The 12,930-nt window shown below is 64.7% G+C and carries 13 protein-coding genes, 1 tRNA gene and 1 pseudogene; 7 read left to right on the top strand and 8 right to left on the bottom strand.

Going from position 1 to position 12,930, the window contains the following annotated elements:
- Positions 1-166: 166 nt before the first annotated feature.
- Together DCN14_RS22310 and DCN14_RS22305 are read right to left on the bottom strand one after the other, a co-directional pair.
- Complete coding sequence (locus tag DCN14_RS22310) at positions 167-1,369, bottom strand: pyridoxal phosphate-dependent aminotransferase (protein WP_096506830.1); 1,203 nt, start codon at positions 1,367-1,369, stop codon at positions 167-169.
- Between the two features lie 64 nt (positions 1,370-1,433).
- Positions 1,434-2,336 (bottom strand): LysR family transcriptional regulator, encoded by a 903-nt coding sequence (locus tag DCN14_RS22305; protein WP_096506831.1) that lies wholly within the window; start codon positions 2,334-2,336, stop codon positions 1,434-1,436.
- 430 nt (positions 2,337-2,766) lie between these two features.
- Here DCN14_RS22305 and DCN14_RS22300 point away from each other — a divergent pair.
- Positions 2,767-3,153 (top strand): annotated as a pseudogene (locus DCN14_RS22300) (transposase); the annotation flags it as partial.
- 209 nt (positions 3,154-3,362) lie between these two features.
- Positions 3,363-3,614, top strand: coding sequence for a hypothetical protein (locus DCN14_RS38755; RefSeq protein ID WP_096506833.1), 252 nt, complete (start codon positions 3,363-3,365; stop codon positions 3,612-3,614).
- A 192-nt stretch (positions 3,615-3,806) separates the two neighbouring features.
- Here the strand turns inward: DCN14_RS38755 and DCN14_RS22290 are convergent, their stop codons facing one another.
- Positions 3,807-4,124, bottom strand: a complete 318-nt coding sequence (locus DCN14_RS22290; RefSeq protein WP_096506834.1) for a hypothetical protein — start codon at positions 4,122-4,124, stop codon at positions 3,807-3,809.
- 157 nt (positions 4,125-4,281) lie between these two features.
- On the opposite strand from DCN14_RS22290, the gene DCN14_RS22285 reads away from it, so the two are divergent.
- The 3 genes from DCN14_RS22285 (at position 4,282) to DCN14_RS22275 (ending at position 5,888) form a co-directional block, all read left to right on the top strand.
- Positions 4,282-4,998: a YdcF family protein gene (locus tag DCN14_RS22285; protein ID WP_096506835.1), complete on the top strand. Its 717-nt coding sequence runs from the start codon at positions 4,282-4,284 to the stop codon at positions 4,996-4,998.
- Between the two features lie 220 nt (positions 4,999-5,218).
- A complete protein-coding gene (locus DCN14_RS22280; RefSeq protein ID WP_096506836.1) occupies positions 5,219-5,494 on the top strand; it encodes a hypothetical protein in 276 nt (91 codons plus the stop codon).
- Positions 5,495-5,630: 136 nt separating this feature from the next.
- A complete protein-coding gene (locus DCN14_RS22275; protein WP_096506837.1) occupies positions 5,631-5,888 on the top strand; it encodes a DNA-binding protein in 258 nt (85 codons plus the stop codon).
- Positions 5,889-5,929: 41 nt separating this feature from the next.
- On the opposite strand, the gene DCN14_RS22270 is transcribed toward DCN14_RS22275, so the two are convergent.
- The 3 genes from DCN14_RS22270 to DCN14_RS22260 all read right to left on the bottom strand — a co-directional run bounded on the left by DCN14_RS22270 (position 5,930) and on the right by DCN14_RS22260 (position 8,174).
- The gene (locus tag DCN14_RS22270; RefSeq protein WP_096506838.1) at positions 5,930-6,220 is read right to left on the bottom strand and encodes a putative quinol monooxygenase; all 291 of its coding nucleotides are present in this window, start codon (positions 6,218-6,220) and stop codon (positions 5,930-5,932) included.
- 525 nt (positions 6,221-6,745) lie between these two features.
- Complete coding sequence (bamC, locus tag DCN14_RS22265; RefSeq protein ID WP_096506839.1) at positions 6,746-7,957, bottom strand: outer membrane protein assembly factor BamC; 1,212 nt, start codon at positions 7,955-7,957, stop codon at positions 6,746-6,748.
- A gap of 140 nt (positions 7,958-8,097) precedes the next feature.
- A tRNA-Pro gene (locus DCN14_RS22260) sits at positions 8,098-8,174 on the bottom strand.
- A gap of 353 nt (positions 8,175-8,527) precedes the next feature.
- On the opposite strand from DCN14_RS22260, the gene DCN14_RS22255 reads away from it, so the two are divergent.
- Together DCN14_RS22255 and DCN14_RS22250 are read left to right on the top strand one after the other, a co-directional pair.
- Positions 8,528-9,406, top strand: coding sequence for a tyrosine-protein phosphatase (locus tag DCN14_RS22255; protein WP_096506840.1), 879 nt, complete (start codon positions 8,528-8,530; stop codon positions 9,404-9,406).
- 351 nt (positions 9,407-9,757) lie between these two features.
- Positions 9,758-11,968, top strand: a complete 2,211-nt coding sequence (locus DCN14_RS22250; protein WP_096506922.1) for a hypothetical protein — start codon at positions 9,758-9,760, stop codon at positions 11,966-11,968.
- Between the two features lie 84 nt (positions 11,969-12,052).
- On the opposite strand, the gene DCN14_RS22245 is transcribed toward DCN14_RS22250, so the two are convergent.
- Positions 12,053-12,466 (bottom strand): MerR family transcriptional regulator, encoded by a 414-nt coding sequence (locus tag DCN14_RS22245; RefSeq protein ID WP_096506841.1) that lies wholly within the window; start codon positions 12,464-12,466, stop codon positions 12,053-12,055.
- A 61-nt stretch (positions 12,467-12,527) separates the two neighbouring features.
- Entirely contained in the window at positions 12,528-12,914 is a 387-nt protein-coding gene (locus DCN14_RS22240) for an integration host factor subunit alpha (protein WP_006486093.1), read from the bottom strand.
- Positions 12,915-12,930: the final 16 nt, after the last annotated feature.

Below are 12,930 nucleotides of genomic sequence, written 5' to 3'. Positions count from 1 at the left end.
ACCGGGGGCGGCGAATCAACTTCAGGCCAGGCCCAAACCGGACGGAAACAGCACGGCTCAACGGCGGAACCGCGTGACTGAGCGCCATATTACGCAAAATTGTCCGGTGCGTAAAGACAAGCCGAACGCCCCGCCGCCCGCACGCCGCGCCCGCTCCGTCCCCGCTTCAGCGCGGAGCCGAGCCGCGCGCAAGGAAGTTGCGCAGGCGCTCGACGCCCGCATCGAGCCGCGCGGGGGCGCACGCATAGCACCAGCGCACGAAGCCTTCTCCCTCGGGACCGAATGCGCGCCCGGGTGCCAGTCCGAGTCCGGCCTCACGCACCAGCGCCTTGCAGAACGCGAGGCTGTCGTCGGCGCCCGGCAAGCGCAGGAACAGATACATCGCGCCCGGCGGAGGCGGCACGTCGACGCCCGGCAACGTCCGCAGCGCGGCGACCAGATGATCGCGCGCGTCGCGCAGCGACGTGACGAACGACTGCACGAACGGCTCGCCGTCACGCAGCGCGACCTCGCCCGCGGCCTGCACGAAACCCGGCGCACACGACGTGTTGTACTCGACCAGCTTCGACAGATCGCTCATGACCGACGCCGGTGCGACGAGCCATCCGAGCCGCCAGCCCGTCATCGCCCACGCCTTCGAAAACGAATTCACGACAACCACCCGGTCGTCACGCGATGCGACATCGAGGAACGACGGCGCACCGCCCGGCCCGAACGCAAGCCGTTCGTACACTTCATCGGCGACCAGCCAGATTCCATGCCGCCGGCAGTGCGCGAGCACCGCTTGCTGGTCGTCGCGCGACATGGTCCAGCCGGTCGGATTGTTCGGCGAATTGACGAGCAGCATCCGCGTGTCGGGGGTCAGCGCCGCAAGCAGGCGATCGACGTCGAGCTGCCAGCCCGCATCGCCATGGCCGAGCGGCACGCATTCGACATGCGCACCGACGATCTTCGGGATTTCGACGAGATTCGGCCAGAGCGGCGTGACGGCGACGACGCGATCGCCAGGACCGGCCAGCATTTGCGCGGCCAGCATCAGCGCGCTGACGCCCGAACTCGTCACGGCGATCGTATCGGCCGACGTCGCGCCGTGACGTGCGCTCACGTAGGCTGCGATCGCGTCGCGCAGCGGCGCAGTGCCGAGATTGTGCGTGTAGAAGGTCGCACCGTCGCGCAGCGCCGCGGAGGCCGCGTCACGAATGAACGCCGGCGTCACGCGATCCGATTCACCGAACCAGAACGGCAGCACGTCGGGCACGCCGGAGCCTGCGTTCGCCACGTCCCTGATCAGCGACGCACGCAGCCCCTGCACTGCGCTGCGTGCGGCCGGCTCACCCGTCGCCGGACCGAAATCTGCGGAATGCGCCATCGAGAACCACCGCCGAGGAACACGATCCGCGTAGTGTACCGGCCCGCGCACCGGATCGGTGCCGTCAGTCGAGGTCCTCCGCCCGCGCCGGCATCTGGCGCGCGAGTTCCCAGATCGCCTGCGCAGCCGGCGACAACGACCGATCGCGGCGGCGCACCAGCTCGACGGTACGCTCGGTACGTGGCGTCAACGGCCGCGCGACCAGCGTCGATCCGGCCGGCAGCGGCAGCGACAGCCACGGCTGCACGCTCACGCCGACACCGGCCTCGACCAGGCCGAACACCGTCGCCGAGTGTCCGAGCTCCTGCATGACCGTCGCGTTCACGCGATGAGCGGCCAGTGCCGCGTCGATCAACGGCCGGCTTCCGGACGCATGGTCGAGGAGCACGAGGCGTTCGCCGTCGAGCGCGGTCCACGGCACCTCGGCGCGCGCCGCGAGCGGATGATCTGCACGTGCGACGAGACAGAACGAGTCGGTCATCAACGGTTCGCACACCAGATCGGCGACGGCGAGCGGCCCGATGACGACACCGAAGTCGACCTCGCTCGACTTCACCTTGCGCAGCACATCGCTCTGCACGTCGTCGCGCAGGCCGAGCGTGACGAACGGGAACTGGCGCTCGCACGACGCGACGACGCGCGGCATCAACCGGCACGCGATCGTCGGGCTCGCCGCGACGATCACGCGCCCGCGCCGTTGCTCGCCAATCTCGCGAATCTCGCGCAGCGTGTCGTCGAGATCGTCGATCAGACGCGACACGCTGGCGATCAGGTTCGCGCCGACATCGGTCAGTTGCACGTCGCGAGTCGTCCGGTCGATCAGCTTCAGTCCGAGCTCGGCCTCCAGTTCGCGCACGCAGCGGCTGACCGCGGACTGCGTCAGGCCGATCTCGTCGCCCGCGCGACTGAAGCTCTTCAACCGCGCAACCTCGATGAATACGCGAAGCTGGCGCAGCGTAACGTTCATCACCTCACCTCATCAATCGTGGATACCGATGCGCGATTTTAATGCGCGAAACCGGCCTCGATGCGCAATTCCGGCACCGCCCGCACATGTTTCGCTGCGGTGCAATATTCGCGCAAACGCACGTGGTACGGGCGAATTGCACAAGATTGGTGATTGTCCCGATTTGCTGCGCGGTTATTTTGGCGTCTTATACGCCCCTAGCTGACTTAGCCGTTAGCTCGCTGCCAAGCGGCTCTCGAGGGAATCGCCCCCGACGTGGCACGCTTCGTGCATTACCTGGCGCACAGGGCGCAGGTTTCGTCGGACTGAAGGCAGTAACGCCGCTGCCGGCCAACCGGACGCCCCCACCCGGCACTCGACGCTCGAGTGCTTGAAGAGTGCGCGGCGCAGGGCAGCGCACCGGAGTTAGCTTCGCTGAGGTGAGGACATGATGCTGTTCGACGATTTGAGAGATAACGAGTGGGCGCTGGTCGAGGGTCTGTTTTGCTCGGAACCCGAACGGAGCGAACGGCGCGGCCGTCCCCGCGTGGAGGCCCGTTCGGTGGTAAATGCAGTGCTGTGGGTGCTGTCGACGGGTGAAGGCTGGTCAAAGCTGCCGGGCCGCTATCCGTCCCCGCCGACCTGCCGCCGCCGCTTCGATGAATGGCAGGCAGACGGCACGCTCGCCGAAATCGTCAAGCGACTCGGCACGAGCGGCCGTCAGATTTCGCTGCGCGGGCGCATCGGCGCGAGCGCGGCAAAGCCGCCCGCGCCGCCGAGCCGTGACCGGCTGCGCGGCGCCTTCTGGACCAACCCGGAATCCTGGCGCGCCCCGGTGAAGATGGCGTAACACATGCTCGATCGGGCGGCCTCGGCCGCCCGGTTTCTTTTCGGCGCCACTCGTTTGCATGGCGCCGCGTTGCCATCGATTACCGTTGTCGCGCAGCGATACATCTATTTACCAATATTTACAGCAACCCTGCACTCCCACGCTTACCTTAGCGACATATCAACAGGCCGCACCGACGGCTTGAAGGGAGCCCCGCCATGAAATCAATGTCACTGCTCGTCGCATGCGGCATTGTCATTTCGCTGGCGCTGACCGCCCCCGCTCACGCAGACGATCGCGCGAAGCCGCCTCACCGCCAGCAGGATCACCGAAACACCCTCCGCCAGCAGCAGCCCGTTGCGCCGCCGAACCGACAGACCGTGCCGCGCGGCGACCTGCGCGGCGATATCGCGAGCAATGCGCGTGCGCGTATCGGCTCGCAGCCGTCCGACATGCCGCGTCATCCGTAACGCCGGTATTTCTGCAGGATTTCGTCAAAGAAAATTCCCGGATCCGGGAACTGCCCGGCATACGATGAGTCACATCGTTGCCATGAGCACAGCGTGGCAACAGCAAAAGTATCCGGTACGCCCGTATCCTCGTGATACGGGCTTTTTTTTGGGCGCCGGCGACGGCGCACACGAGGACAGGAAGATTCGCCGCTACAGGCGGCTTTCGAGGATCGCCACGGCGCTTGCGTCGCTCAGCACGTAGTCGTCCGTGCGGCGATCGGTCCAGGACAACAATTTCTCGTCGCGCTCGAGGCGCGCACATTCTGCTCGACCATTGTCGGTGAGCACCGCGATGTCGACCGGTGCATGAAAACCCGGCGCGGGCGCAACGGTCTTTTGCCTGACCGTGTCCATCAGCCCAAGCGACCGAAGATACTCGAACACGCCCGGGCGGCGCGCCCACGGTACCTGGCGGTACTGCACTCGTCTCAATGCGTCGAGCACCGCTTCGTTGGAATACGTGGCCATCTCGATTCTTTCTTAAAGTGCAGCGACAATGCGAAGCGGTGCGCCGGGCAGGGTCTCCGCCCGCCGATACCGCCACCGATTCTGGAAGCCGACGTTCGGCGTCGCGTCAGGGCCGGATCGTCAGCCGTCCATAAAAAGACACCATACCCCAATCAAATTGATTCTGTTCGATTCATTTGTACTTCTCTTCATCTGTTTCATGCTCTGCCGCAAGCGGCGTCGACTCATTGCAATCGTCGCCGCCGCCCTGTTCTGGCTGCTCGCGACAGGCTGGCTCGCCGCACCGCTCATCGCATGGAGCGAAGCAGGCGTCACACCCGTCGAGCGCCCCGACATGCGCGGCAATACGACGCTGATCATGATCGGCGCCGGCACGCGACGCGCCGATTCCGGACTGCGGCCGCCGCCCGACGGCGATGCACGCATCCGCAAGACCGCGGCGCTCTACCGCACGTGCCGACAACACGCCACCCGCTGCACCGTCGTGATGTCGGGCGGCGATCCGCAACATCACGGCGACACCGAAGCGGCCGTCTACGGGCGCCAGCTCATCGCCCAGGGTGTGGATTCCCACGACCTCGTTCTGGAGCCGAAGAGCCGCACGACCTATGAAAATGCGAAATTCACTGCGTCTATACTACGCTCACAACATGACGACTCGCTCATTCTCGTTACGTCGTCATACCAGATGCGTCGCGCGCTGCTCGATTTCCGCCGTTTCGGCCTCGATCCGCAACCCGTGTATTCGAATCGCCGACGTGCACAGACGGGCTGGCTGCCCCGCCGGCACAACCTGGTCGACGCCGAACAGGCACTGCACGAACTGGTCGGCATCGCGCAATTTCACGTGTACCGGATGCTCGGATGGTTTTGACAGGCGACACGCACCGGACGTGCAACGGTAGCCCTGCTCGCGATGGCATCCGCGTGACGGAATGCCCGAAGTGTTGCGCGACTTCAACGGGGCCTTGCGTGACGCGGCGATCCGGTGCACATTGATCCGTCACTTTTGTTACACTCGACACGCACTCGATTGCAGTCGCCAGACAAAACGGCAACACTCGGGTTCATCACCACTTAGCGGAGGTAAAGCAATGAAGAAGACGTCCCTGGCTATCCTGGTTGCGATGTCGGCGCTGACTGGCGCAGCGTATGCGCAAGAGAGCACGCAAATCCAGACCATCACCGACCCGGCCAAGATCGCCGAGATCGAGCAGCGCGCGCAAGCCCTGCAACAGCAGCAAGCAGCCGAGGCTGCACAGCCTGCGGTGCGTGAAGAAGAGCACCACCGTCATCACGGCAAGAAAGCTCACCACAAGGCAGCAAAGAAGGCCGGCAAGGCCGCGCCGGCAGACGCCGCAAGCCAGTAAGTTCGGCGGCACCGCACAAGCGAAAAGCCGAATCCGGGCAACCGGATTCGGCTTTTTTGGTTGCGGCGCCTGCGCGCTGTGCTAAAGTCGCGCACCGAAATTTTCCACCCGTGCGCACCCCGGTGCGGAGGACAGCATGAGCAACATTCAACTCGACATCGAGTGGACCGAAGCAGCCACTCGCAAGATCAAGCAACTGATGCCGCGCGGCTCGGAGGACGCATTCCTCGCGCTGCCGCCGATCGAGTGCCTGCCGATGGAAGGCGACGTGCTTTTCCTCGGCCCGCAAGGCAAGCAGCAGCCGTTCATCGTGGCCGAACGCCAGTATCACCATGACGGCGACGCCGACTGGACGATCATCCTGATCCTGGACGTACCCAGCGCGTCGCACTGACACGGCGGCGGCCGGCAATGCGTCCGGCCGCATCGCCCTGCTCACATGAGCTTCGACAGCACGCGGATCTCGGAACGATCGATCCAGTCCGCGGCCGCTTCCCGATAGGCCAGAATATGCGCGGAACGCGCGTGCGCGGCCAACGCCTCCTCGCTTTCCCAGCGCTCGACGAATACGAACCGTGCCGGCTCCTTCAGATCCCGGTGCAAGTCGTACTGCAGCGCGCCCGCTTCCTTGCGGGTCGGCTCGACGATTCCCTCGAGCACCGCGCGCAACTTCTCTTCCACGCCAGGCTTTGCCACGATCAGCGCGACGACTGCGATTTCCGCCATTCCCGGCTCCTTCATTCAGAAAAGTCCGAGAATACGTGAATCCCGCATCGGCCGGATCGACACGTCTTCGATGACGGCCCGCCAAAAAAATTGCCCGCGCTTCAGACGAAGCGCGGGCGAAACCGTCGCCCTACGAGGATAGGCGACGGGGCCATCGGGACCCGCGCACGGCACGGATCGTCATCGGTTGTACCGGCGCTCGCCGCGCCGGCGTTTGAGAGCGCCGGTACCGTTGTTCGCGCGTTCGCGACGCACGCCCGGCATCTGACGCCATCCTCCCTGTTTCACAATTCCAACATATAAAGCAGGTTGCGTGCCAACCGAGAATGCGTAGTCATACCATTGATCCATAAGGGTATTTTCCGGAGTCATGACGATGTAACACCCGTTCTGCCGCCGTAACGCGCGGATGTTACGTAACGTCACACGGAGGGACCGAACCTCTCGCACACACCAATACCAATGCGTGCGGGCATAAAAAAACCCGCCGGATGGCGGGCTTTTCAGGATCGGGAACGACCGCGATCAGCGCAGCTGATTCACGAGCAGTGCCATGATCTGCCGGGCCGGCGACGACGTATCGATCGCGCCCGAATCGTCGATGACCGCGATACGCGTCTGATCCGGCGTCAGCGCCTTCACGTTCACGCGATATTGCTTCGCCTGCTTTTCCTTCTTGCCGTGGAACAGCTGGCTCCAGAAACCCTGCTCGGCCGCACTCAGATCCTTCGGATCGACGTAGCGCACGAAATACAGGCCCTTCGTGCGATCGCGATCGTCGACCGTGAAGTTCGCGCGGTCGAGTGCGAGGCCGACGTGCAGCCACGACCGGTCGTACGGCTCGCCGAGCGTGACTTCGGACGGAACCGAGCCGGACGAGTCGACATCGTTTCCTTGCGACGACGCACGCGCAACGTTCTGCGCGGCAATCGCCGCGGCGGCAGCCTTCGATGCGTCCGTGTCGGCCTTCTTGTCCTTCGACACCGCGTTGTCGTTGATGTTGGCGATCGGCGGTTCGCCGTTCTTCGCACGCTGCTCGTTCTGCGCGAGCACCGCCATCAACCGCTTCAGGTATTCCGTCTCGAGCGCAGGATCGTTCGGCTTCGCTTCCCACTTGCTCGAATCGTTGTTCGCGCCGGTGAGCGCCTCGCGCATACCCTTCTGGCTGATGAACACGTAGGTGCCGCCGTCGGGCGCCGAATCGAGACGCGTGCGGTACTTGTTGCGCTCGGCCGTCACGTACGAGTTGCCCATCGCTTTCGAAATCACGCCGCGAATCAGGCCGTCGTTGATCTGCGGATGGGTTTCGTTCCAGTCGGTTTCCATCACGCCCTTGTCGCGCTGGTCGACGACCAGCAGGAAACCTTGCTCCTGCCAGAAACGGCGAACCTGCGGCCAGATGTCGGCAGGCTTCCTGCCGTCGATCACGAGCCAGCTCTCGGTACCGTCACGCTGGATATGCATGCCCGAAACGGCGGGAGCGACGGTGTCCGTCGCGGGGGCCGCTTGTTGAACCTGCTGGAGCGCGGACAGGGAAGTCGCACCGCCCTGCGGCGGCAGCGAGCGCTGATCGGCCGTCTCGTCGAGCATGTTGGGCGGCACTGCGAGCGACGCTTCCTTCGATTTCGAATCGCTCTTGTAGTCCACTTTCGTGGGCGACGACGTACCGCAACCGGCAACGAGCGCGCCGGTGGCGAGCACTGCAGCGAACCGCATGGTAAGACGAAGATCAGTCATGTTCGGGGAATCCTCTTCCGCTAAATCACGGCGCTTTCCGTGGATCAACCTTGCATTTTACCGGGGCCGCGCCGGGATGTGCAAAAAAGCGACGGGCAAGAAAAAACCCGCGTCAGCCTGAACTGACGCGGGTTCTTGTCTGGTCGGGGCGAGAGGATTTGAACCTCCGACCACCTGCACCCCATGCAGGTACGCTACCAGGCTGCGCTACGCCCCGAAAGAAAAAAATTATAACAGACAGTTGTCCGGTTTAGAACGGGTCATATGCATTTTGTGGCCGTTCTTGTGAAATTTTTCGACGAATGCGCCGATGACCGACGCTCAAACCGCATCGCAGCGAAGCCCTTCTCCCATTCCCGCCTCATCAAAAAGGACGATGGCCGTTTCGCCACGGATCGCTACCGTGCGCTTACCCGGCGCGAGCGCGGTGCGCACGGCGGATCGTCCGGCCGCACGTCGATCGACGCGGCCCATCCGCGCTTCGCCGCATCGTGCGGAAAGCGCCGGCAGCGGTCCCGATCGCCACCGCGATCGCGACTTCCCGTAACAGTCTCCGACAAAGGCCAGTGAATGAACCAGAAAAACGAAATTTCCCGTAGACATTTTCTTCGGCTGGGTGCCGGCACGTTGGGCCTCGCGCTCGGAAGCACGTCGCTGCTGTCCGCGTGCGGCGGCGACTCGATCTCGGTCGCCCCGGTCACGACGCCCAGACTCGGTTCGGCGGCGAACTTTCGTGACGCCGCGGGCCCCGATGGAACGGGCTACGCGACGACAAGCGGCGCAGCGATGAAAAAGGGCGTGATCTACCGGTCGTCGGTGCTCACGTTGTCCGCTGCCGACGTTGCGACGGTCGGCACGCTCGGCATCACGCGGGTCTGCGACCTGCGCACGACAGCCGAAATCCACGCGCAGCCGGATGTGCCGCTGGCCGGCGCCACATGGCAGAACCTCAACGTGCTCGGCGTCACCGATATCGGTCCGCTTCCGACCAACGGTGCGACCGCAACAGCCTTCATGCAGGGCATGTACCGGGCGTTCGTGACGACGGAAACGGCGCGGACGAGTTACCACGCGCTGTTCGCCGGTTTTGCCGCGTCCGGCGGCAATCTCGTCTTTCACTGCACGGCCGGCAAGGATCGCACCGGCTGGGCAGCGGCCATTCTGCAAACGATCGTCGGCGTCCCGCAGCAGACGATTTTCGCGGATTACCTGCTGACCAACATGTACAGCGCGTCCGAAATCGCCGCCTATGTCGCGCAGGCTCGGAAAAGTGGCGGAGAGGATGCGGCCGATATGATGGCCGCGCTGCAGGGCGCGCAAACGGCCTACCTGCAAGCGGCATACGATCAGGCCGCCACGTCGTACGGGTCGATGGCGTCGTACATCGACAACGGCCTGCAACTCGACCAGGCAACGCAGAATGCGATCCGGCAGCGCCTGCTGGTCTGATTGCCCCCCCCGTCGGCGAAATAGCAAAATCGCCCCATTGCCGCCCCCGAATCGGTCGCAAGGTTCGGCCGATGCGTAACCCGGCACCGGCCAACAGTGTGTTGACGCCAGGTTCGCCGATCCGGCGCCGGGCGGGTTGCCACCTCGAAAACAAAAACCAAACGACCGTTTGATCCCGTCGCCCCGCAGCCGCGAAGCCTTTGTCCTGCCGCGCGCGAGCCGGTCCCGCTCCGGCTCCCGCTGTTTGGTAACGCCGCTCTAGCGCGCTATGACACACTGCACGGCATCGACGTCCGCGCCGTGCATCGGCCGCACGCGTTCGTCGATCACGACAAGACATGGAGACAGACGATGCGGAATGCGGTCCGGCGCGGCCATCGCTCGCCGTTGGCAATTTTCGACTGGATGTTCGGCCCGCGGCGCGCGGCCATTTCGATTTCACATGGCGCGCCCCGTGCGCTCGGCTGCAGCGCGCTTGCGCTCGCGCTGCTCTGCGCCGGGTGTGCGGAACCTGCCGCGCAGCGCGACGGCAACGCATCGAGCGCGTCGACGAAGATCGAACGCGCAAAAGCCGAACGTCTCGCGCAAGAACAGCAGATCGCTCGCGCCGTACCGTCGCTCGCATCGATCAGCCTCACGCAGCCGCGCCCCCTTACGCTGCGCGACTCGGGTCAGAGCGGTGCGATGACGTTTCTGCGCGACGTCGATTTTCGCATCGTCAACAACCTCGGCTTCTTCATCCATCAGTTATCCGCAACACTCGTGCCGACGCAGGCCGGCGCGCCGATCGTGTTCGACGATCCGACGAGCTTCGAGATCGACGTGCACGAGGGCGCCGTCACGCTCGACAACGCGAAACTGACGGCGCTGTTCAATACGTACATCTTCGGTTATCGCAACGCGCCGCTGCGCAAGCTCGTCGTATCGGCCGGCGACGGCGTGATCCATCTGCAAGGCGAGATGCAGCGCGACGGCTGGGTACCGTTCTCGCTGACCGGCACGCTCGCGATCCGCGACGGCAGCCAGCTCGTGTTCCACCCGACCGGCGTGCGCGTATCGGGCATCAACGCACAGCCGGTGATGCGCGCAGCCAACGTGAAGATGGCCGATCTGCTGAAGGTGGAAACGCCGATCGCGCGACTCGCCGGCGACGACCTCGTGATGTCGGTCGACAAACTGATGCCGCCGCCGCGGCTGAAGATCAGGATCACCGCGCTGCGCGTGACGCCGGCCGGCCTCGACCTGACGCTCGACGACGGCACGCACGCCGGCTTCGCGCTGCCTGCGAACGCACCGCAACAGGCGATGTACATTCGCGGCGGCGACGTGAAGTTCATGCGCTCGATGCCGATGAACGCCGATATCCTGATCGGCCCCGTCGATCCGACCCAGCGTAACCAGAACTTCGTGTTCGACCTGTACCACTACCGCGATCAGGTGTCGGCCGGCTATTTCAATTTCAACGAAAACGGCGCGATGACGATCCGGATGCCGTCGTACGCGGGCCCGGCAAGCGGCGCGCCGCTCGGCAATGCAGCCGCTCGCCTGAACGACAGTTTCCTCACCGCACAACAGAACGCGCTACACGATTCGCGCCAGCACTGGGAAGCGTTTGCGCTCACGGCCAGCGCCACGCAGCCGGGCATGCAGAAAGTCGCGATGCGGCGTTCGTCGACGACCCCGTTCAACGAACGGCACGTGTCGAACCGCAACCCGACGATCCATCTGCACAACGTCGACTTCAACCTGTCCGGCGACATCGGCTTCCATGTCGAGGATCTCGACGCGCTACTCGTTGCGAAACGCCCCGGCGAACCGGTCGACCTCGACGATCCGAACCAGTACGACATCCACATTCTCGGCGGTACGGTCGTCGAGTCGTGGAAGGCGATGTCGGCGCTCTTCAACAATTATCTGCTCGACTACTCGCCGCGCTCGCTGAACGACCTGCAATTGAGCGCGGACGGCCAGGATCTGCGCGTCCAGGGCGGCATCAAGCTGTGGAATCACGTACCGGGCGTGTGGCTGCCGACCGACATGCAGGGCTCCCTGTCGGTGCTGGACGACCGGCACCTCGCATTCAAGCCGTCACAGGTGTCGGTGCTAGGCGTCCCGCAGGCAAAGCTGTTGCGCTCGCTCGGCATCGAGCTCGCGTCGCTGACGCCGCTGCAGCGCCGCGGCGCCGAATTGCGCGGCGACACGCTCGTGCTCGACCAGTACACCGTGTTTCCGCCGCCGATGCTCAACGGCAAGCTCGGTCAGGCGACGGTCGAACGCGACGGGCTGCGCCTCACGTTCCGGCGCGCCGCCGACGCGCCGGCGCCGAAGCGGCCGCAGATCGACGCGCCGAGCTACATGTGGATGGAAGGCGGCGACATGAAGATGTTCAACGTGCTCGAACTCAACGTGCGCGCGTTGATCCGGAACTCGGCCGCGACCGGCCCGATGCGCTTCGATCTCTACGGCTATCGCAGCCAGGTCGCGCAGGGGTCGGTGCGGATGCTGCCTGACGGCACGCTGGTCGTCGACATGGGGCGGCCGAATCCGCTCGCGTCGCGCTGACGAGCGCGGCCCGCATGCGTGAAAAAGCCCGGTGGCGCTTCGTTCGCCAACCGGGCTTTCCGGGTTCCGATTCGAGCATCTCGCTCAGTCGTGCTTCAGTCCGTCGATCACGTCGAGCAGCGCCTGCCGCAATGCGACTACGTCGACCGTCGTCCCCGGCTTGCCCGGCGCGCGCACATCGGCGGCCGATGCTTCGGGGTCGGCCAGTGCCGCAGCAGCGCGTTCGCCGCCGGGCGAATCGAGCCGGTTGCGCGCCCCGTTGATCGTGAACCCCTGTTCGTACAGCAACTCGCGAATCCGCCGGATCAGCAGCACTTCGTGGTGCTGATAGTACCGGCGGTTGCCGCGGCGCTTCACCGGCCGCAACTGCGTGAATTCCTGTTCCCAATAACGCAGCACGTGCGGCTTGACCCCGCATAGTTCGCTGACTTCACCGATCGTGAAGTAGCGCTTCGCGGGAATCGGAGGCAAGACGACTTTCTCAACCGTAGTGGTCATCGTCGGTTAACCGTCGGTAAAGGGTGCGCGGCGGCCGCGCGGAGACGTCGGCGCGCGGGCTTTACTCCGCGCCGTTTTCGACCAGCGCCTTCAGCTTCTGGCTTGCGTGGAAGGTTACCACCCGGCGGGCCGCGATCGGAATCGCCTCGCCCGTCTTCGGATTGCGGCCTGGACGCTGCGGCTTGTCGCGCAGCTGGAAGTTGCCGAACCCCGACAGCTTGACGCTTTCACCGTTTTCGAGCGCGTCGCGGATCACTTCGAAGAACGCCTCGACCATGTCCTTCGCTTCACGCTTGTTCAGCCCGACGCTGTCGAACAGCAGCTCCGCCAGTTCCGCTTTCGTCAGCGTCGGCGTCTCGGTGGACGCCGGCGCCGAAGCGTCGCGGTTCATGGCGCTGCGTTGCGCCGTCAGGAGGGCTTCGAATTCACTCGAGGTCATGTCGTTCATATCTGCCATACAGCGC

Source organism: Burkholderia sp. IDO3, from assembly GCF_003366075.1.
In the GTDB taxonomy this organism is placed as follows: domain Bacteria; phylum Pseudomonadota; class Gammaproteobacteria; order Burkholderiales; family Burkholderiaceae; genus Burkholderia; species Burkholderia anthina.
The sequence above is the reverse complement of the archived record's forward strand: the minus strand, read 5'-3'. Positions and strand labels throughout refer to the sequence as shown.

Coding starts and splice junctions, on each gene's coding strand:
- DCN14_RS22280 (WP_096506836.1), top strand. CDS start 5,219: ATGAAGAAGACGTCCCTGGCTATCCTGGTTGCGATGTCGGCGCTGACT.
- DCN14_RS22290 (WP_096506834.1), bottom strand. CDS start 4,124: ATGGCCACGTATTCCAACGAAGCGGTGCTCGACGCATTGAGACGAGTG.
- DCN14_RS22245 (WP_096506841.1), bottom strand. CDS start 12,466: ATGACCACTACGGTTGAGAAAGTCGTCTTGCCTCCGATTCCCGCGAAG.
- DCN14_RS22305 (WP_096506831.1), bottom strand. CDS start 2,336: ATGAACGTTACGCTGCGCCAGCTTCGCGTATTCATCGAGGTTGCGCGG.
- DCN14_RS22310 (WP_096506830.1), bottom strand. CDS start 1,369: ATGGCGCATTCCGCAGATTTCGGTCCGGCGACGGGTGAGCCGGCCGCA.
- bamC (WP_096506839.1), bottom strand. CDS start 7,957: ATGACTGATCTTCGTCTTACCATGCGGTTCGCTGCAGTGCTCGCCACC.
- DCN14_RS22275 (WP_096506837.1), top strand. CDS start 5,631: ATGAGCAACATTCAACTCGACATCGAGTGGACCGAAGCAGCCACTCGC.
- DCN14_RS22240 (WP_006486093.1), bottom strand. CDS start 12,914: ATGAACGACATGACCTCGAGTGAATTCGAAGCCCTCCTGACGGCGCAA.
- DCN14_RS38755 (WP_096506833.1), top strand. CDS start 3,363: ATGAAATCAATGTCACTGCTCGTCGCATGCGGCATTGTCATTTCGCTG.
- DCN14_RS22270 (WP_096506838.1), bottom strand. CDS start 6,220: ATGGCGGAAATCGCAGTCGTCGCGCTGATCGTGGCAAAGCCTGGCGTG.
- DCN14_RS22255 (WP_096506840.1), top strand. CDS start 8,528: ATGAACCAGAAAAACGAAATTTCCCGTAGACATTTTCTTCGGCTGGGT.
- DCN14_RS22250 (WP_096506922.1), top strand. CDS start 9,758: ATGCGGAATGCGGTCCGGCGCGGCCATCGCTCGCCGTTGGCAATTTTC.